The sequence below is a fragment of the Lachnospira hominis (ex Liu et al. 2021) genome, from assembly GCF_014287955.1.
Taxonomy (GTDB): domain Bacteria; phylum Bacillota; class Clostridia; order Lachnospirales; family Lachnospiraceae; genus Lachnospira; species Lachnospira hominis.
Map to the genome: position 1 here is coordinate 34,770 of NZ_JACOPD010000001.1, position 21,026 is coordinate 55,795.

Sequence of the window (21,026 nt, forward strand, 5' to 3'; positions counted from 1 at the left end):
CCATATTTTTATTGTTATTTCACCCTTTTTGTTTTATAGTGGTTACAGTATAAATAATCAGTTTGCAGTTGTAATGCAGAACTGCAGAACTGACACTTAGAAAGGAGAATTTTTATGTTCAGATTTAATAAAGACGTAATTCCTACAGACTGCGAACCGGGAGTTACAAGAAAAATTTTATGTTATTCAGACGACCTTATGATGTGCGAGATTTCTTTTAAGAAAGGTTCTAAGGGAAATTTTCACAAACATGAGCATTTACAGATTACTTACATTGCTGAGGGAAGTTTTGAATTCACAATCGGCGGTGAGACTAAGATTGTAAATAAAGGCGACAGCGTTTACATGCCATCTAACGTAGAACATGGTGTTACCTGTCTTGAAGAAGGAAAACTTGTAGACGTATTTAATCCTATGCGTCAGGATTTCCTCAAGTAATCAGGCACAGACATAAATATACCCGGAATGTATCCACAGCCTTACAAAGTCTGTGATAATTCCGGGTTATTTTTATTTTTAATATAAATTGTCAAAAATTTATTTAAGTATCTTTTTCATAAGTGCTGTTCTCATAAAATAGCTGATACCGAGACAGTTGATTATTATGCCTGAAGCTCCAAGCTCATCCATAAGCGATACGAGTTCATCAAACTTATAGAGCATATTCTCATGATGTCCTTCATAACACTTGTCCATCTCAAAACCATCTGTGAATACAGGGATGGCAATCACATGCTCACCCTCTTCTTTTTCCGTAACACGGTCTGTTATGTCTATAAAATGATGCGAAATCTCAACCTCTTCTTCAGTCTCTTCCTTAACACAAGGAACCATATATTCAGCATTGAGCATCATATCAATCATAATCTGCTCGCGGCGTTTTAATATATCACCTCTGTTTTCAAGCGGAGCCTGCTTTCTGAATTCCTGAAAATAATTGAGCATTGCAGCCTGAAGTCCCGGATTAGTTATATAATCATCTTTGAAAAATTCTTCATACGGATATAACTCTTCTCTTTCTACAACAAAAGGTTCCATCTTTCCATCCATAAAACGGATTTTCTTATAACCGTTTCTGTACATATGTGCAATCTCTGTTTTGAAAGCATCCTTGTCAACATTGCCGAATGTAACTCTGTATCCTGCTTTATTGAGGTCTGCTTCAATCTGCTTTGCTGCCGCAAAATCATAGATAACAATCATGTCACCATCAATCATATACGGATATCCTGTCAAATCTGTATATGCAATCCATAAAAGATTTTCTTCCTTTATCTTGTCAATTATAAGTGCTCTGTAATTTTCTGTCATCTTTGAAAAAAAGCCCGCATCATTATCATTGCCGTCTTCATATGCCTTTTTCTGGCATTCAGGAAGAACATTATTAACCATTGATATACAATCTGCAAGTGATGCCTTCTGCATAGCCTTTAAGCCATAATCTTCATCCTGTGTAATATGTTTTAATAAATCCTGTGCTCTTCTAGCGTCCATACTGTTCTCCAATCATGTTAAATTGTATTTATTTTAACACATCAAAGCATGTTTTTCAACTTTTTATACCTTGTCTTACGGCATGCCTCAATCGTGAGATAAATTATATTTTCACTGTCTTTATCCACTTGGTTTTCAAGCACTGCATTAAAATATCCACAGCCTCTTGCCTCTACATCTTTATCTTCAAACGGAACATATTTTCCGTACTGTGCCCTGCCTGTTTTCTTTATCATAACTGGTTTATCATCATATGAAATATAACAGTCAAGCATCGCATATTCCGACTCGTCCGGAATATTAAATTCTTCCGTTTTACAAAAACTTATTTCGCGGTAAAATCTTGTATTTTTAATTATCTCTTCACGGCATTCATCGAATTTTTCAAGACATCTGTATACATATTTTTCACCGTCTTTTTCAATGTAAATACATGTTTCTACTGCATAAATATCAGAAATTTTTACAATTCCCATCAAAGCACCATCAAATTTTATAACATTTCCTTCTGTAAATACATTTTCAAACAACTCATGATTTCTTTGTGCCAGCATATCTATGCCGAATTTCTCCATAAACTGCGGCCTGAAAACCATTGTAAGATTTTTAGTTGATAAAAGCACCATATAATTGTCATCACCCTCACCATTAAGCCATGCAAAATATTCACAGCCTGACACATTATCTCCCGGAAATGCACCATCATAATCATCCTGCTCACGTCTTCTTGTAAGCTTCGTAAGTGCTGTCTCTTCTTTTCCCTCAGGCGGAAGATAATATATTATCTGGTTCTTTCTTGTTTCTTCCGGAAATTCATAATTTTGTATTTCCTCACATATTATTTTTTTGTCAAGCGATACATTTTTTTGTGCATCGCAGTGATTATATGTTATAAACTGATATTTTTTACCGTCTTTTTCAAGATAAATATATGTATTTACCTGTATTTCCTGCCCCTCATACCTCATAAGTTCAAGTGCTGCACCATTAAACCTAACTATATTTTTTTCCTGCAAAATATCGCAATTTATATTCAGATTAAGCATCTTTTCTCCTTTATTCCCGTCTTAACAGGATTATCTTATAACTTCAAAAGGCTGCCTTCCTATGAAAGCAGCCTCTTTTAAGCTTTACACGCCACCTCTGTTACGTGCCTGCAATGTAATTTTTATATTTCTGCAATATCAACAATTGAAAGATCCTTATTGTTAAATGCATGCTCAAGACTTGAAATAAGTGCATGAGCTGTATCAAGACTAGTAAGGCAGTGAACGCCTGTCTCAATAGCATAACGTCTGATAAGGAAACCGTCTCTTGCTCTCTCAATACCATTTTCAGGTGTATCAATAACAAGGTCAATCTTATGTTCAAGAATTAAATCAAGAAGTGTTGGTGCTTCCTGTCCAATCTTATTTACCTGAATTGCATGAACACCATGTTCCTTCAATACTTTAGCTGTTCCTCTTGAAGCATAAATTTTATATCCAAGTGCCTCAAATCTCTGTGCTATATCTACACCATCTTCCTTATCTGCATCGCAGAGAGTCATAATAATCTGCTTATGCTTTGGAAGACATATTCCTGCACCCTGGAATGCTTTGTAAAGTGCCTCATCGAAATCTTTTGAAATACCAAGGCACTCACCTGTAGACTTCATCTCAGGTCCTAAGCTGATATCTGCACCACGGATTTTCTCAAATGAGAATACAGGCATCTTGATTGCATAGTAGTCTGATTTCTTCTGTAAGCCCGGTTCGTAACCCATATCTGTAATCTTGCTTCCCGTGATTACCTTTGTTGCAAGTTTTACAATAGGAATACCTGTAACCTTGCTGATATAAGGTACTGTACGGCTTGAACGAGGATTTACCTCAATTACATATACCTGGTCGTTGTATACAATAAACTGGATATTGATTAAGCCCTTTACGTGAAGTGAACGTGCAAGTTTTGCAGTGTAATCAACAATCATGTCTGTAATTCTAGGTGTAAGTGACTTTGCAGGATATACTGAAATACTGTCACCTGAGTGAATTCCGGCTCTCTCGATATGCTCCATGATACCAGGAATGAGAATATTTTCACCGTCACATACAGCATCTACTTCTATTTCCTTACCCATGAGATACTTATCTACAAGAATTGGATGATCCTGTTTAATTCTATTGATGATATTCATGAATTCAACTACATCTTCATCTGATACAGCAATCTGCATACCCTGTCCGCCAAGTACGTATGAAGGTCTTACGAGTACAGGATAGCCAAGTTCGTTGGCTGCCTTTAAAGCCTCTTCTACAGTAAATACTGTCTGACCTTTAGCTCTTGGAATCTCACATTTTTCAAGAATTTCATCAAATAACTCTCTATCCTCGGCAGCATCTACATCTTCCGCACTTGTACCAAGAATAGGTACACCCATCTTCATAAGTGCTTCCGTAAGCTTGATAGCTGTCTGTCCACCAAACTGTACTACTGCTCCGTCAGGTTTTTCAAAATCAACTACATTCTGTACATCTTCCGGTGTCAATGGCTCAAAATAAAGCTTGTCGGCAATATCAAAGTCAGTTGATACTGTCTCAGGGTTATTATTAATAATAATTGTCTCATATCCCTGCTCTTTGAACGACCATGTACAATGAACTGAACAGAAGTCAAATTCGATACCCTGTCCGATTCTTATAGGACCTGAACCAAGTACAAGAACTTTCTTCTTGTCATTAGTCTTTACAGCTTCATTTTCACTGCCGAATACTGAATAATAATAAGGTGTTGTTGCCTCAAACTCAGCAGCACATGTATCAACCATCTTAAAAGCAGCATGAATATCATACTTATCTCTTAATTCTTTGATTTCTTTTTCTGTCTTTCCTGTAAGCTGTGCTATTACATTATCAGGAAATTCAATTCTCTTTGCTTCTTTTAAAAGTTCTTCTGTGAGCGGTTCATTCTTTAATGAATTCTCCATCTCTACAATAATCTTGAGTTTATCAATAAACCAAAGGTCTATCTTTGTAATATCATGCATCTTTTCAGCAGGAATATTTCTTCTTAAACCTTCAGCTATCTTCCAGATTCTTCTGTCATCTACAATTGCAAGTTCTTCAAGAAGTTCTTCATCTGTAAGCTTTGTAAAATCATATGACATCAGACTGTCAACATGCTGTTCAAGTGAACGGATAGCCTTCATAAGACCGCCCTCAAAGTTATTGGCGATACTCATTACTTCACCGGTTGCTTTCATCTGTGTTGTAAGTGTTCTCTTTGCAGAGATGAACTTATCAAACGGAAGTCTTGGAATCTTAACTACACAGTAGTCAAGTGCAGGCTCAAAACTTGCATATGTCTTTCCTGTAATTGCATTCTTGATTTCATCAAGTGTATAACCGAGTGCAATCTTTGCTGCAACCTTGGCAATCGGATAACCTGTTGCCTTAGAAGCAAGTGCTGATGAACGGCTGACACGAGGATTTACTTCGATTACACAGTATTCAAAGCTGTCAGGATTAAGTGCATACTGCACATTACATCCACCTGTTATTCCGAGTTCATCAATAATATTTAATGCAGATGTACGAAGCATCTGATATTCCTTGTCTGAAAGTGTCTGTGAAGGTGCAACTACGATACTGTCACCTGTATGTACACCTACAGGGTCGATATTTTCCATGTTGCAGACTGTAATGCAGTTACCGTTGCTGTCACGCATAACTTCGTACTCGATTTCCTTCCAGCCTGCGATACAGCGTTCTACTAAAACTTCACCAACTCTTGAAAGACGGAGACCATTTTCAAGAATTTCTCTTAATTCTGTTACATTATGTGCGATACCACCGCCGCTTCCGCCGAGTGTGTATGCAGGACGTAAAACTACAGGATAACCGATTTTGGCTGCAAATGCCTCACCTGATTCAACATCATTAACAACAAGCGAAGCAGCACAAGGCTCACCAATTTTTTCCATTGTCTCTTTAAACATAAGACGGTCTTCTGCTTTCTTAATTGTAAGTGCAGTTGTACCGATAAGTTTTACGTTATGTTCCTCAAGGAAACCTGTCTCTGCAATTTCCATTGCAAGATTAAGTCCGGCCTGTCCACCGAGTGTCGGAAGAATACTGTCAGGCTTTTCCTTTAAAATAATCTGCTCTAATGCTTTTACTGTAAGAGGTTCAATATATACCTCATCAGCAATATCTTTATCTGTCATGATTGTAGCAGGATTGGAATTGACTAAGACAACCTCTATGCCCTCTTCCTTTAATGAACGACAAGCCTGTGTTCCGGCATAGTCGAACTCTGCTGCCTGTCCGATTACAATAGGACCTGAACCGATTACTAATACTTTTTTAATATTGGGATTCTTTGGCATCTTACTGTTCCTCCTTCTTCATCTTCATCATGTCAATAAATCTGTCAAAAAGATATGCTGTATCCTGAGGACCTGCACATGCTTCCGGATGGAACTGAACCGTAAATATATTCTTACCTACATATTCAAGACCCTCATTAGTCTTATCATTAACATTTTCAAATGCAGGCTTAGCCACATTCGGATCAAGTGTTGTCTCGTCTACAACATATCCATGGTTCTGTGATGAAATGTATACACGGCCTGTCTTCAGATCTTTTACAGGATGGTTTGCACCACGATGTCCATATTTAAGCTTGTGAGTATCTGCACCTGTTGCAAGAGCCATAAGCTGATGTCCGAGACATATTGCAAACATAGGCACATCACTTACATAAAGCTTCTTTAATTCTTCAATAATTTCCGTACATTCCTTAGGATCTCCAGGACCGTTGGAAAGCATAATTCCGTCAGGATTTGAAGCAAGAATCTCTTCTGCCTTAGTCTCGGCAGGATAGATAGTAACCTCGCAGCCTCTGTTATTTAATGAACGAGCAATATTTTTCTTTGCACCAAAATCCAAAAGAGCAACTTTAAATCCATCACCATTAAGTACACTCTTCTCTTTACATGTAACCTTTTTGACAACGCCTGAAACTGTATATTCTTTAATCTTAGGAAGAACCTCTTCAAGATTATAATTTTCATTTGTTGTAATCATTCCGTTCATCGTACCCTTTTCACGAAGAATCTTAGCAAGTGCTCTTGTGTCGATTCCTGCTATACCCGGAATATTATTATCAACGAGGAATTTCTGTATAGTATCTTCACATCTGAAGTTACTTGGCATTCTGGAAAGTTCTCTCACAATAAATCCATCCGGCCATGCCTTTAAAGACTCCATATCTTTATAGCAGATACCGTAATTACCAATTAATGGATATGTCATTGTTACTGCCTGTCCTGCATATGATGGGTCAGTAAGAACCTCCAAATATCCTGTCATCGACGTATTGAAGACAATCTCACTTATAACTTCACGTTCAGCACCAATGCTGGTTCCGCTAAACACTGTTCCGTCTTCAAGTATTAAAAATGCTTTCATGAATGCCACCTGTTCCTTTCGTATTTTGGACAAAAAAAAAGACAAAAAATTGCCTTTTTTCTCAAATTTTATAAATTTTACCACACTATCGTGTTTTTTTCAAGTATGAAATCAATCAAGTTTTATGCAATTTCAGGTATTTTTATAAATTTTTTCCTATAATGATTATTGCTAATTATTCTTGTTGATTTCATACTGTCCAATATATTTGAATGTTGTGCCCTTATCTGTTGACTGATACATGGCTGCCGTTTTTCCGTTATTATAAACGCCGCCGGCCCCCTGCGTAAGGTATACCGTTATTGTTCCGTCGCTTCCATATACAGGCACAAGAGCCTCCTTATATACATCAGACCACTTCAGCTTATTATCAGCAGATGACGACTGACCGGATGAAACTGCATCAAGTGCTGTACTGTCAAGTTCCTGCGGTTCAAGGATTATCTTTGAAAATGTCTTTCCTGAATCAGATGTCATGTATAGATTGCTGTCCATTCCGTCAACATAATCATAGCAGAAAAATCCAATCTTTTCGTCAATATACTTAATACCTTTTATTATATTAGTCGCAGGTCCGGCACCGACCGTGTTCCATGTCTCTCCACCGTCTGTTGTCGAATAAATCCGCGATGACTGCTGCTGCTCATTTTTATCATATCCAACTGCCATGACACCTGAATTTTCATCAAAAAATTCCACATAATAATATGTAGATGTGTATATTTTATCAATTTCACATGTAATCCAGTTAGCACCCATGTCATTTGTATATACAAGAGTTACAGGAACCTTATTATTTCCCGATACTTTTCCTCCATATACAAATGCAGTCTTTGTCGTACTTATATAATAACTTCCCTTTTTAAGTTCAGTCGTTGAATCGCCTGAGAAAAGCAGATTTGAAGTATCAACCGGAACATTAATATACTTTTCACCGCCATCATATGTAACTGACAATGTATTATTTTTTATCTCATAATTTGTAAGTGACTTTTTCTGTGTCTCGTCAACTTTATCAACATTATTTTTCTTATTCTGATTATATTGGGCAATTCCATAATCTTCAGGTGTATCAATTGATTTTACATAAATAGTAGCTGTTCCGTCGTAATGATTATCTATGTAAAATGACACAACCCACTCACAGCTTAATCTTCCATCATCAAGTACACCATTCCATGAAGCAAAATTTTCCGAATCATGTTCATTCATTCCGGCTGAAAAACTTATTAAAACGGTATTTTCGCTCTCATTTAAAATCTGGGTTTTATTGAGTGTTATCTTTTTAAGCTGCTTTGACCATGCAAGATATTTCTGTGTATACTGTGCAGTAAACTCTCTTATCCATACATCACCGATTTCATCAATCTTCAGATTGCCGAATGCATCCGCAAGTGTATGGTCAACCGAATCACTGTCCTCCTCGCCATTTACTACATTTCCGTTAGAATCTATGCGGACGCTGAACGTATAACGTGACTTCAAAACTATCTGTCCAGCTTTATCTTCACGGTAATGATAATACCATATAAACCAGAAAACAAGGATAAATCCGGCTGCTATCGCTGCTTTAAGGATTATATTATAAATCTTTTTCTTATCTGACATATCAGCCACCTCTTTCTCCCTGCTCTATTTTTATAAATAACTATTTCCATTCAAAAACCGCTTACATTTCGCGTTTTATATACATAGCTTCTCTCATTATCTTTCTGTAATGTTTGTACCACCACAGGAAAAATGATGCCCCGGCACCAATCAGTACCATAAATATTACAAATCCCGGATGAACTACTGACATCCACTCTGATGAAAGCTTTCTCTGGAATACCGGCACTCCATATGCAATAATAACGCATAATGCCATTACTAATCCATTGTAAATACCTCTGTTATTATAAATCGCTTTTATTTTATCAAACATAATAATAGCAATCATCTCACCAACCGGACGAAGTGATGCCGTAACTATACTCAGTGCAAGACTATGTCCGAATGGAATACCGAATATCGTAAGTATAATTGTAAAATAAACCAGATCTGTCGCAATCTTGTATACAATCTTTCCGAGAAAATTCATGTACGGGCTTATTAACATTATTCTTATCATAAGATAATCCCTGTCACCCATCGACATAAGCGTGGTATTTGCCAGACTTCCACATATTGTTGAAAGCATAAAAAACAAAAATATCATTGTCAGCTCTCTGTGTGATGCAATGAGCGGACAAAAATGTGCTATAATTCTGTATGGCAGATACACAAAAAATCCGACATATAAAAATTTGCGTAAAAGTTCAAATAAAACAATGCCAATCTGGGCAATCACGCCAAATGTCATCTTTAATCTGTAATTATCATTCTCTTCTATCTGATTTCTTATCTTGTCACCAAGATGCGGCATACGCATAAGCAACTCTGAGAATCTGTTCATTGCTTCGTGGAATCTCAGAATCTTCTCGGCAAACATTTTCTTGAAAATAATCATTCTTCTAATTCTCCCAATATATCAAATATCGCTTTTTTAATTTCAGGAATATCTATCATCTCATAAGTAACTTCATTTATCTCGCCATTACTTAAAACAAGCACATCTTTAGCAATCCTTTTTGCCATTGCAAATATACCTGTTGTAACAATTACAATATGACCTTCCGCTTCCTCATTAAGAACACGAAGAAACATATCTATATATTCATCACTGCAATAATCAAAAGGTTCATCAAACATAATAACATATGGTTTCTGAACAAGATATGCCGCAAGCTGGATTCTTTTCTTTTCTTCAAATGTATATTCACATATCATTCTGCTGCGGATTTTTTCATCAAGACCAACGCGTTCAAGATAATACTCAGGCTCTCTTGCCTGTTTCTGAAGTTCACAAAGATAATGTATAAATTCATTACCTGATATATACATAGGAAGAATACTCTGTTTTGAAGCAAGAAATATATCCTCTTTTTCTTTTGTGACAATAGTTCCGTCATCTATAGACAAATCACCGCATATACACTCAAGCAATGTGGTTCTTCCTGCACCTGCACCACCAAGAAGAGAATATACTTTTCCCTCTTCAAATGTATATGTGACATCCGTAAGGACTTCTTTTTTGTCATACGACTTTTTTACATGCTCAAGCTGTAACATAACATTCTCCATTTGTTTTTTATCGTTTCTATTATTATATTACATTGATATATAATTTGTAAAGTTTCAGCTTTTGATTGCATAAAAACAGAATCAATGATATAATGAAATATCTTTGTTTTCGGAAAGGTTATTTTATTATGGGTTATAAAGAAAATAAAAAACATCTCAAACGTTGCCTTTATGGTCTGTATGTATTCATATATCTGCCATGGTTTTTTACGCTTGAGCATTTTATCCAGCCGGATATGCCCGGAATTCATATTTTAAATACACCCCTCGACGATAAAATCCCATTTTGTGAATATTTTATAATTCCATATATTTTATGGTTTTTCTATGTTGTAGGCTCATGTATTTTTATGATTTATAAAGCATCCGATAAAGAATTTGTACAATTTGCCCTCTCTCTTATAATAGGAATGAGCCTTGCACTTACGATATGCATGATTTATCCAAATGGATTAACACTTCGTCCTTCATATATTCCTGATAATATATGTGGTAAAATCGTAAAAGGACTTTACAAAACAGATACATCCACTAATGTATTTCCGAGTATTCATGTATACAATTCGCTTGCTGTACACATTGCACTTGCAAAATGTGAAGCTCTTAAAAATAAACCGGCAGTCAGATATGCATCTCTTGTTCTTTGCATTTTAATCTGCATGTCAACTATATTCTTAAAGCAGCACTCTGTCATAGATGTTATCGGCGGATTTGCTCTAATGGCTGTTATGTATGTATTTATTTATGTTATAGACTATAAAAAAATAATAAAAAGATAAATAGCTGTGGCTTTAACGACAACCGTTAAGCCACAGCATTTTTTGTAATAAAAGATTAGTAATTTCCTTTCCCGAATTTAGTACTTCTTTATTAAATCGCTATATTTTACTCCACCGTCACGCTCTTCGCCAGATTTCTAGGCTTATCTACGTCAAGTCCTCTTGCAACTGATACATAATAGCCAAGCAGCTGAAGCGGCACTACTGCAAGACTTGCTGCAAAATGTGGGTCTGTCTTAGGAACGTATACAACAAAATCCGCTGTATCCTCAATTGAATAATTGCCAAATGTTGTAAGACCCATAAGTGATGCACCGCGGCTCTTACACTCAACCATATTACTTACTGTCTTCTCAAATAAATCCGGCTGTGTAAGTGAGCCGATAACAAGTATATTGTCCTCAATAAGACTTATCGTTCCGTGTTTCAACTCCCCGGCTGCATATGCTTCAGAGTGAATATAACTTATTTCTTTTAATTTGAGACTTCCTTCAAGGCATACCGCATAATCAATTCCTCTGCCGACAAAGAAAATATCCTTTGCATTTGCCTGTTTTGCCGCAAACCACTGTATACGTTCTTTATCTTCAATAATTCTATTAATCTTTTCCGGAATAGATTTAAGTTCTTCTATATATTCAAAATACTGTTTTTCTGTAATATGTTCTCTCACTTTTGCAAATTCTATTGACAATAAATATCCCGCTATAAGCTGTGCACTGTATGCCTTTGTAGTAGCAACCGATATTTCAGGACCTGCCAATGTGTAAAATACATTATCCGCTTCTCTTGCTATTGATGAACCAACAACGTTGACAATTCCAAGTGTTTTTACTCCCTGTTCTTTTGCAAGTCTTAAACCTGCCAACGTATCAGCAGTCTCACCCGACTGGCTTACAACTATCACCAAATCATCTTTATCAAGAATAGGTCTTCTATATCTGAATTCAGATGCCAGTTCCACACGTACAGGAACTCTTGCCAAATCTTCCATTACATATTGGGTAACGACCCCTGTATGATATGCAGATCCGCACGCAACAATATAGATGTGAGAAATTCTTTTTATATCTTCATTACTAAGTCCTACATCCGACAAATCAATCTTTCCATCTTTTAACTTTGAATTCAAAGTATCAAGGATTGCTCTAGGCTGTTCATGAATTTCTTTCATCATAAAATGTTCAAAGCCACCCTTTTCAGCTGCCTGTGCATCCCACTTGATTTCAACAAGTTCTTTCTCAATCTCATCACCATCAAGATTATAAAATACTGCTTTACCATCACCCAGCTTAGCAATCTCCATATTTCCAATATAATATACATTTCTTGTATACTTCAAAATTGCAGGCACATCAGAAGCTACATAACAATTGCCATCTGATACGCCTATAATCATAGGACTATCTTTTCTAGCAACAAATATCTCATCCGGATAATCCTTAAAAATAAATGCAAACGCATATGAACCTCGAATACGAACCATAGCATGATTAATGGCATCTACAGGTGTATGCTCATATTTTTTGTAATAATAATCCACCAGTTTTATTGCAACTTCTGTATCTGTAGATGAATAAAATGAATAACCTTTCTTTAATAGTTTCTCTTTTAACTCCTGATAATTCTCAATTATTCCATTGTGCACGCCAACAACATTTCCATCATCACTCATATGCGGATGTGCATTTGTCTCTGATGGTTCACCATGTGTAGCCCATCTTGTATGCCCGATGCCACATGTTCCAGGAACTGCATTACCACTGTCAGTTTTTTCAATCAATCCCTTTAATCTGCCCTTTGCCTTGACAATATTAATATTTCCATCACTGTCTCTTACTGCTATTCCTGCTGAATCATATCCTCTATATTCAAGTTTTGATAATCCGTCAAGCAAAATCGGTGCTGCCTGTTCATTTCCTATGTAACCTACTATTCCACACATGATTTTCTCTCCTTAAGTCACTTAATAAAGTTAATTCCCATTTCTTTAAATTTTTTCTTCATAATCTGCATTCCCAAATTCATATTATCAACCTGCTCCATGCTACTTGCTAATTCCAATTCATTCAAATAATAATTTTCTTCTGAATTATATGAATATCCATCCATTCCTATTACATTTATTCCAGAACATTCACACAATGACAATAATTTTAAAAGCATTAAACCTGAATTATCTTTTACATATTCTTGAGAATTAAGCAATAATGAATATTTTATTCTTGCATAAACATTTGATACTGGAATATTTGATGTAGCTATTACTTTATAATAATATTTTTTATTCAATTCGGACATTCTTCTTATATTTCCAACAAAAATATAATCTACAAGCTCTTCATCATACATAAAATTAATCGAAATGATTAATCCACCATCCTGTTTTATTTTCAATGCTATTTTTTTATTTCGTTCAGATGATTTTCCAGGTGCTATTACAACAATATTTCTATGGTAAAATAGTTTTCTTACTTCATAAAAATCTGTATTATCAACAGGATTATTCAAAGTTTCTTCATATAATGCCTCAATATAGTTCCTGTCAAAATATATTTTTTTATTTTCATCTATCATAGAAAAAATATTATTCATTTCTTTAAGAGTTAAATTATTCTTTTCAACAAGATATTTAGCATAATCAGGATTAGCATTATAATTAGCTGATAAATAATTTGGCAACGAATATCCCCAACTTTTTTTAATATATACATTATTGACAACCGAATCCATTATTTCTAATATAGGAATAATTTCATATTCATCATTATAATTATCATTCAAATATTCAATCAATAATTCAGTATTTAACAAACCTGCCCCGCTACCCATTCCATATATGGATGAATCAATAATTATATTTCTTTGCGAATTTTCTAACAATAGAATTGCATTTGCCATCGCAAGTTGCTTATTATTATGTAAATGAAATCCTATATAGATATTACTATTGAGTAATCTTTCAATCATTTTGTAATAATATAATATCTTTTCTCTGCTCATCATTCCAAAATCATCTGAAATGAATACAGCATATGGCTTAATATCATTACATACTTTTATAAAATATTCATATTCATTATCAGAATAATCAAAAATTGACTTAGCCTCTAAAATAACCTGATATCCTTTAGCTATCAATATATTTACATCACCCAATAATTTCAATAAATCATTTTTGTAAAAACAAATCCTAATTTTTTTTATTCCATAACCATTATATGGCTTAATGCTTTCTATTTGATATTCTCCATATTCAATCTTAACAAAATACTTTTCCGGATTCCTATTATTTAAAATTTTATTAACTTCTATAATATTATTAAATTTTGTTCCTTCCGGGTTTATTGTATCATTCAATATACCCATCTCAATAAATTCAATCTTTGAGTTCTCAAGTTTATCCAAAATAAATTTTATATCTTTATCTGAATATTTCCAATCTATTACCTGACCACCATTACTTAATGTACTATCTAAAACTAAAGACTTTTTTTCTTTTTCTCCACACATTCGCAATGCATTATATACATCGCGAGAATAATCATAAAACATTCCTGAATCAGTAGAATAACTTATATACTGAACTCCCATATTTTTCCATTTTGTCACCATTTCATAATCATCTGTAAATGTTCCAACAACTATATTTTTCTCTTTTGCCTTTTCAACAATATTAATCATAGCATTTAAAACTTTAGGATTTTTAATATCTCCTGGTACACCTAAAGACTGTGACAAATCATATGGACCAATAAAAATAATGTCTATTCCTTCAACCTCTAAAATTTCATCTAAATTAGATATTGCCTGCACTCCTTCTAATTGAAGAATTACAAGCAAATCTTTTGAACTTTTAAAATATTCATTTCTATCTTTTGCTGAATAATCAGCTGCAGACACAAATCTACAAACACCTCTTTCTCCATAAGGATAAAACCTTGCATATTTAACAGCTTTTTTAGCCTGTTTTGCATTTTCTATTTGAGGTACCTGTACGCCTAATGCTCCTATATCTAAGGCTTTACCAATCATGTTTTCGGAAAGTTCACTTACTCGTACAATAGGAAGTAAACCTCTTAATAACGCCGCTCTTATATTATTTTGTTGCTGTGAAACAGAATAAGGTCCATGTTCAGAATCTAAAATCACAAAATCATACTCAGATATTCCCTGAATTTCGACAAACATTGGGTCCTGCGATTTCGTAAATATACCATATACAAATTCATTGTTTTTAATCTTTTCTCTAAATTTTAATACTATATCATTCATCGCAAGACCCTCCATTATTTATCTACTACATTTTATAAATTTTGTATCATCATATGTTGGACTTATTATATCGGCTCTTAAAGCTCTTACTGTATAATAATATGTAACATTTTCCACTGCTGTTCTATCGGTATAGCTTGTTCCTGTTGCACTGCTTGTCAGTGCCATCCAGTTTCCATTTACTGTTCTCCTGTAGATTCGGTATGCATCAGCACCTTCTACTTCTTCCCAGTTTATCACTATTCCATCTTTTGTATTCTTAAATTCTCCAAGTTTTACATTTGCAAGGCTGCTCATTCTTTTTATGCTCTTTGTCTCATCAAATGATGCACTTATCATACTTCCGCTTAAAGCTCTTACTGTATAATAATATGTAACATTTTCCACTGCTGTTCTATCGGTATAGCTTGTTCCTGTTGCACTGCTTGTCAGTGCCATCCAGTTTCCATTTACTGTTCTCCTGTAGATTCGGTATGTATCAGCACCTTCTACTTCTTCCCAGTTTATCACTATTCCATCTTTTGTATTCTTAAATTCTCCAAGTTTTACATTTGCAAGGCTGCTCATTCTTTTTATGCTCTTTGTCTCATCAAATGATGCACTTATCATACTTCCGCTTAAAGCTCTTACCGTATAATAATATGTAACATTTTCAGCTGCTGTTCTATCGGTATAGCTTGTTCCTGTTGCACTGCTTGTCAGTGCCATCCAGTTTCCATTTACTGTTCTCCTGTAGATTCGGTATGTATCAGCACCTTCTACTTCTTCCCAATTTATTACTATTCCATCTTTTGTATTCTTAAATTCTCCAAGTTTTACATTTGCAAGGCTGCTCATTCTTTTTATGCTCTTTGTCTCATCAAATGATGCACTTATCATACTTCCGCTTAAAGCTCTTACCGTATAATAATATGTAACATTTTCAGCTGCTGTTCTATCGGTATAGCTTGTTCCTGTTGCACTGCTTGTCAGTGCCATCCAGTTTCCATTTACTGTTCTCCTGTAGATTCGGTATGTATCAGCACCTTCTACTTCTTCCCAATTTATTACTATTCCATCTTTTGTGTTCTTAAATTCTCCCAGTGTTACATTCTCAAGCTGCTTGAACTTCTCCCACTGTGCATATAGTATAATATTTGTTTTAGGATTGGATATCTTAGAACCAACTGTATAAAAATCACCCGAACCATCAAATTTAGTATTCCATCCTTTAAATACATAGCCTGTATTATTATAGGGATTATTTAAAATCTCAGCAGTTGATTTCATATTATATGTTTTTACTATTTCATCGCCATCACCACCATTTGGACGATATTTAACAGTAAATACACTATCTTCATTTTGTATGCCACAATAATACTCAAGATAGTTTTGTATTACTGATAACTCCTGATATCCTATTGTAACCTGCTGAACATTATCATTCTTATCAATATATACCATAACAGGATAATAAATTGATGACATAGAGGAATCTTTCATATATACATAATTCCACATATTACTGCTTGCCATTGTTCCATTCAGCGAATTACCATACGTAAATATAACATTATCGCTTCCATATGTATTTTTAAATGTTTTTACATCGTCAAGCGAAGCCTGATTTGCATTAATTGCTATAATATCTAAATCTGTATACTTTTTATCAGACAAACTCTTTATAACAGCTCGCGAATTTCCACAATTTGTACTGAAATAAATTAACAGCTTAGATTTTCCATTTGCTTTTGTTGAAACTGTGTTCCCATCAATAGCAGAGTAATTAAACTCCCAATTCATAGTCTCTAATGGTGTGTCATATGTTGGATTTTGCTTATAATATGATACAAGTCCCATTGGGTACGTCTCATAAAATTCATCTGTTGTATATTCACTATTTCTTGTATGATTAGAAGAAAAATCCTTTTCATTAAGAAGCAGATATGTATCCAAAGTTGTACTGTCCTGTCCGTCCCATGTTGAATCCACATTATAATATGCATTATCAACTTTAACTATATTCCATGCGTGTGGACCTCCATTTCCAGTTCCGGAAATGATTCTTACTGATAATCCCGCTTCTTTACACATACGATAAAATAATATTGCATATCCCTGACATACTGCTTTTCCTTCACATAAAGCAGCGTAAGCAGTATATTTTATTAAATTTGAGGAATCCGAAAGTCCCGAATAATCATAATCAACTTTATCACATATATAATCATGTATAAGTTTTACTTTTTCTGCTTCAGTTTTACCATTAAGATTCATTGAATCCATTGCACTATTTACTGCAGCTGTAAGTTTCTCTTCTTGTTCAGCTGTCGTATAATATGTCATAGTGTAAGAATACTTCGTATATTGTGATGAATAATATCCTGTTGAAACACGAAAACCTGTTCCACCATATCTTATAGCATCTGCCTCCTGGCCTGAACATGAGTCACTATATGCTATGGCATTTGTATATGCATTTACTGGACCACCTATTGAACTATTAATATCGTTTGGAAGTATAATATTAATCTGTGTGCTTCTTTCTGCCATTTTCTTTGAAAGATACTTATACAACTCACTTTCACTATTTACCGTTATATCTTCCTGTTCTGACAATAAAGCTATATCATCATAATGAACCACAGGTTCTTCTTCATTATCTGCCAATAAGGTTAATGGCTTTACTTCATAATATTCTAATAAATCATTACTATCAGAATAAGAATCAAATACATCTGGCTGTTCAGCTCTAACCATTGTATTTGGAAACATTCCAACCGAAAGCAAAACCGCCATTATAAGTGCTGTAATTCTTGTTATGAATGTTCTTTTCTTCATACGCATCATCATGATGTCTTTAACATCATACTCCTTTCTTAATCATTTAATTATGAGCGACTTTTAGTAAATTATATCATATATTTATTAAGTGTAAATGCTCATTTATTTTATTTTATACATGGTTTTTTCATATTTTTTATATATCTCATCAATCAACACTATCATTTTACCAGCTAACTTTTCAATGATTTTTCCAAATAATACTCTATAAATAATACCAATAAGTAATGAAAATGCAAATATAACAATACTTAATAATACAACCCATACTATAATATACTTATAACCTAAAATATTATATATTAAATGAAGAATATATGGTCTGATATAATTTCTTAGCAAAATGTTTTCATGTATAATATATATAAGTAACGAATATTTTGATATATTATTAATAAAACTACTTTTTATATTTATTTTACGAAATATATTAAATGAAGTAACAGCAATTACCCAAAAAATCGGATTGCAGTTTTTATTCCAAAAAAGCATTTTATTTGCAAAAAATTTATTATTCTCCCCCGCTATATATGTAAAAACTATCAAAAAAAATATTATTGAAATTCCGATTATTAATACAATACTATTTACTTTTATATTATTACATAGCTCAATCATATATATTTTTATATATGCAATAAAAAAATATAACGTAATCCACATAATAATAACTGATGAAAAAAAAGAATCGTACAAAGAATTACATACACAATAAAGCAAAAATAAAACCGTCGTTATCTTTAATAAATTTTTTTGATTTAAATCTTTTATTATTCTATTCAAAACCGTATGTAATGGATAAAATATTAAATACGCCGTAACATACCAATTATTGGTAAAAAAATTAGGTAATAACGATTTTATAATTAATTTATTATTTATTCTTCCGCCAGTGTATATTAACATGATTAAAAGAATAGCACATGATATAGTCCAAATTTCTAAAAACATTTTTATCCACTTATTTTTTGAAACGGTATCTTTTTCAAGTAAAAACCATGACGAACATACAAAAAATATTGTATTACCCAAAGAACCAAAATGCTGAAATATCGCCAATATAATTCCACTCATTCCCTTTGATACATAAGAAAAGTCAAAAATATAATCATCATATGATACAAATTGATTTTTTAATCGTATTGTCATTACAACATGACTTATAATTATCAGAAAAATTGATATTATTTTGAGCATCTCTATTCCACAATTACGATTTACTTCACTTTGCTTTTCCATAAATAACAAGTCCCCATTTCATTTTGATTCTAATCCAACATTTTTTTTGATATAACTTTATATAATTTTTCAGAAATTTCAGTTATAAAAAATGATGTTAATGTAGATAAAATTAAATTTACAAGTATAGTAAACGGAAGCACTAATGATAAACCAGCTATATTATTAAATATGTGCTTTACTATATAATACAAAACAACATCAAAAATATAAGAAATCAAATATGTTCCGAGCGTATGTTTTGATAATATGTATATACCTTTTTTAATAACCGTATTTTTTATATTAGTATTTAAAACCAGCATTGTTATCAGACACGATATAACAACACTTTGATAACCACTATAAGATGTTTCCTTTGTAAACGGATAAAAATAATCATAATTTTTAAAATAGTTTATAAAACCGAACAAAGTGCATGCAAGTATTAACAACAAAATGACTTTTTTCTTATTATATCTATTATTGTTTTTTGAAAATTCATATATATACTTTCCGATAAAAAAATAGAAAACCGGATATAAAAATGTCCAATATTCATCAACAACTTTAGTATAACTTTCTTGTGTACCATATAACCAATTTACATTATCAAAATTAAATGTATTAAATACACTTGGAATAATCACTATTAAAAACAAACATGTAATAATTATTTTTTTTGATTTTTCTTCAAAACCATTCCATGCTTTATTTAAAAACGGAATCATTAAATACAATCCCATGTACATACCTACATACCAACCATATGGTGCAGCTTTAAAAGAAAAATAATTTATTAATATCGTTTTTACGGTTATCTTATCTTTTACAATATTGAATATTGAACACAATATTGCTGCAATTGTATATATAATAATAATTTTTATTAATCTTACAAAAAATTTTTTATTGTAATTATCCTCATTATGTAAAGCTCCCGTAATTATCAAAAACAAAGGAACACAAGTAATAAACAATGTCCTTACAACTGATAATATAAACATCACTCCACCACTAAAACGATGCTCATAAAACCCAATATAACTAAGTCCATGAACACTGAGAACAAAAATAATAGCTATTACTCTTAATATATCTAAATCTTCTTTTCTGTTTTCTTTAACTATATTATTATACAATGTCTATTCACCACCATAATTATTTAATATAATATGATTAAATATTGCATCTGCAATCATAAAATCTTCAAGTTCATCAATATCAATCCCCTCTATTTCACCAACCTCAACAATATATGGATGTTGTCCTATTCTACGATTATATTTATTGATTACATCCTTTTCATATATATAAAACCCACTAGTTTCTTCATAAATAGGCGGCAAATCCTGCGTTCTTGGAATATTATCGAGTTCATAATTAAATGGTTTATTATCTTTCCAAAGAAAATCCTGTAATTTTTTTGCAGCAAATGCCGAATCATATTCTCCTGATAAAACGGCTTGTATCCCTTTTATTATTGATTCTTTTTTTACAAACGGTGCCGTTGTATGCGTCATTACATATATATCTGAATCAACTTCCATTGCAAAACTTTTTAACACATCATTCATCTTTGTTGAATCAGTGTCAAGTGACTCTGACCTTTTTAAATATTTAACCCCTTCCGGAATGAATTCCCTTATATCAGGATTGCTGCAATATACATACACGTCGTCTATTCCATCTATTTTTAATAATGTAGACAATATGTAATAACATAATGGCTTACCATTAGTAAAGGATTTCGTATTTTTCTGTGGCAATCTTCTGTTATTAAGCTTCATTGGCACAACCGCTGTTACTTTTTTCATAA

At 33.2% G+C, this 21,026-nt stretch carries 15 protein-coding genes; 2 read left to right on the plus strand and 13 right to left on the minus strand.

Translation table 11 applies throughout. The features are described 5' to 3' along the window. Nucleotides 1-114 precede the first annotated feature (114 nt). Complete coding sequence (locus H8S01_RS00145; RefSeq protein ID WP_021865866.1) at nt 115-438, plus strand: cupin domain-containing protein; 324 nt, start codon at nt 115-117, stop codon at nt 436-438. A gap of 99 nt (nt 439-537) precedes the next feature. Here the strand turns inward: H8S01_RS00145 and H8S01_RS00150 are convergent, their stop codons facing one another. The 7 genes from H8S01_RS00150 to H8S01_RS00180 all read right to left on the minus strand — a co-directional run bounded on the left by H8S01_RS00150 (nt 538) and on the right by H8S01_RS00180 (nt 10,097). After that, nucleotides 538-1,494, minus strand: a complete 957-nt coding sequence (locus H8S01_RS00150; RefSeq protein ID WP_186835768.1) for an SseB family protein — start codon at nt 1,492-1,494, stop codon at nt 538-540. A 41-nt stretch (nt 1,495-1,535) separates the two neighbouring features. After that, a complete protein-coding gene (locus tag H8S01_RS00155; RefSeq protein WP_186835769.1) occupies nt 1,536-2,540 on the minus strand; it encodes a hypothetical protein in 1,005 nt (334 codons plus the stop codon). A gap of 122 nt (nt 2,541-2,662) precedes the next feature. Then, complete coding sequence (gene carB, locus H8S01_RS00160) at nt 2,663-5,863, minus strand: carbamoyl-phosphate synthase large subunit (RefSeq protein ID WP_186835770.1); 3,201 nt, start codon at nt 5,861-5,863, stop codon at nt 2,663-2,665. Nucleotide 5,864: 1 nt separating this feature from the next. Further along, nucleotides 5,865-6,947 (minus strand): carbamoyl phosphate synthase small subunit, encoded by a 1,083-nt coding sequence (locus H8S01_RS00165; RefSeq protein ID WP_186835771.1) that lies wholly within the window; start codon nt 6,945-6,947, stop codon nt 5,865-5,867. A 171-nt stretch (nt 6,948-7,118) separates the two neighbouring features. Then, the gene (locus H8S01_RS00170) at nt 7,119-8,555 is read right to left on the minus strand and encodes an exo-alpha-sialidase (RefSeq protein ID WP_186835772.1); all 1,437 of its coding nucleotides are present in this window, start codon (nt 8,553-8,555) and stop codon (nt 7,119-7,121) included. 61 nt (nt 8,556-8,616) lie between these two features. After that, complete coding sequence (locus H8S01_RS00175; RefSeq protein WP_021865859.1) at nt 8,617-9,435, minus strand: hypothetical protein; 819 nt, start codon at nt 9,433-9,435, stop codon at nt 8,617-8,619. Beyond that, entirely contained in the window at nt 9,432-10,097 is a 666-nt protein-coding gene (locus H8S01_RS00180; protein WP_021865858.1) for an ATP-binding cassette domain-containing protein, read from the minus strand. Before H8S01_RS00180 ends, H8S01_RS00175 begins: the two co-directional genes overlap by 4 nt. 140 nt (nt 10,098-10,237) lie before the next feature. Here H8S01_RS00180 and H8S01_RS00185 point away from each other — a divergent pair, with 140 nt between their 5' ends. Then, a complete protein-coding gene (locus H8S01_RS00185) occupies nt 10,238-10,888 on the plus strand; it encodes a phosphatase PAP2 family protein (RefSeq protein WP_186835773.1) in 651 nt (216 codons plus the stop codon). A 106-nt stretch (nt 10,889-10,994) separates the two neighbouring features. On the opposite strand, the gene glmS is transcribed toward H8S01_RS00185, so the two are convergent. The 6 genes from glmS to H8S01_RS00215 form a co-directional block, all read right to left on the minus strand. Then, the gene (glmS, locus tag H8S01_RS00190) at nt 10,995-12,833 is read right to left on the minus strand and encodes a glutamine--fructose-6-phosphate transaminase (isomerizing) (RefSeq protein ID WP_186835774.1); all 1,839 of its coding nucleotides are present in this window, start codon (nt 12,831-12,833) and stop codon (nt 10,995-10,997) included. Between the two features lie 17 nt (nt 12,834-12,850). Further along, a complete protein-coding gene (locus H8S01_RS00195; RefSeq protein WP_186835775.1) occupies nt 12,851-15,163 on the minus strand; it encodes an aldolase/citrate lyase family protein in 2,313 nt (770 codons plus the stop codon). Nucleotides 15,164-15,181: 18 nt separating this feature from the next. Further along, nucleotides 15,182-17,986 carry a transglutaminase domain-containing protein gene (locus H8S01_RS00200; RefSeq protein WP_186835776.1) on the minus strand — a complete coding sequence of 935 codons (2,805 nt, stop codon included), beginning with the start codon at nt 17,984-17,986 and terminating at the stop codon, nt 15,182-15,184. 105 nt (nt 17,987-18,091) lie between these two features. After that, nucleotides 18,092-19,228, minus strand: a complete 1,137-nt coding sequence (locus tag H8S01_RS00205; protein ID WP_186835777.1) for an acyltransferase family protein — start codon at nt 19,226-19,228, stop codon at nt 18,092-18,094. Between the two features lie 29 nt (nt 19,229-19,257). Then, nucleotides 19,258-20,349 carry an acyltransferase gene (locus tag H8S01_RS00210; RefSeq protein WP_186835778.1) on the minus strand — a complete coding sequence of 364 codons (1,092 nt, stop codon included), beginning with the start codon at nt 20,347-20,349 and terminating at the stop codon, nt 19,258-19,260. A gap of 3 nt (nt 20,350-20,352) precedes the next feature. Next, complete coding sequence (locus H8S01_RS00215) at nt 20,353-21,024, minus strand: cytidylyltransferase domain-containing protein (protein ID WP_186835779.1); 672 nt, start codon at nt 21,022-21,024, stop codon at nt 20,353-20,355. Nucleotides 21,025-21,026 lie beyond the last annotated feature (2 nt).

Bases quoted from the DNA above. Each gene is read 5' to 3' on its own strand.
- carB (WP_186835770.1), bottom strand. From the start codon at position 5,863: ATGCCAAAGAATCCCAATATTAAAAAAGTATTAGTAATCGGTTCAGGT.
- H8S01_RS00150 (WP_186835768.1), bottom strand. From the start codon at position 1,494: ATGGACGCTAGAAGAGCACAGGATTTATTAAAACATATTACACAGGAT.
- H8S01_RS00165 (WP_186835771.1), bottom strand. From the start codon at position 6,947: ATGAAAGCATTTTTAATACTTGAAGACGGAACAGTGTTTAGCGGAACC.
- H8S01_RS00195 (WP_186835775.1), bottom strand. From the start codon at position 15,163: ATGAATGATATAGTATTAAAATTTAGAGAAAAGATTAAAAACAATGAA.
- H8S01_RS00180 (WP_021865858.1), bottom strand. From the start codon at position 10,097: ATGTTACAGCTTGAGCATGTAAAAAAGTCGTATGACAAAAAAGAAGTC.
- H8S01_RS00185 (WP_186835773.1), top strand. From the start codon at position 10,238: ATGGGTTATAAAGAAAATAAAAAACATCTCAAACGTTGCCTTTATGGT.
- glmS (WP_186835774.1), bottom strand. From the start codon at position 12,833: ATGTGTGGAATAGTAGGTTACATAGGAAATGAACAGGCAGCACCGATT.
- H8S01_RS00205 (WP_186835777.1), bottom strand. From the start codon at position 19,228: ATGGAAAAGCAAAGTGAAGTAAATCGTAATTGTGGAATAGAGATGCTC.
- H8S01_RS00170 (WP_186835772.1), bottom strand. From the start codon at position 8,555: ATGTCAGATAAGAAAAAGATTTATAATATAATCCTTAAAGCAGCGATA.
- H8S01_RS00200 (WP_186835776.1), bottom strand. From the start codon at position 17,986: ATGAAGAAAAGAACATTCATAACAAGAATTACAGCACTTATAATGGCG.
- H8S01_RS00155 (WP_186835769.1), bottom strand. From the start codon at position 2,540: ATGCTTAATCTGAATATAAATTGCGATATTTTGCAGGAAAAAAATATA.
- H8S01_RS00145 (WP_021865866.1), top strand. From the start codon at position 115: ATGTTCAGATTTAATAAAGACGTAATTCCTACAGACTGCGAACCGGGA.
- H8S01_RS00175 (WP_021865859.1), bottom strand. From the start codon at position 9,435: ATGATTATTTTCAAGAAAATGTTTGCCGAGAAGATTCTGAGATTCCAC.
- H8S01_RS00215 (WP_186835779.1), bottom strand. From the start codon at position 21,024: ATGAAAAAAGTAACAGCGGTTGTGCCAATGAAGCTTAATAACAGAAGA.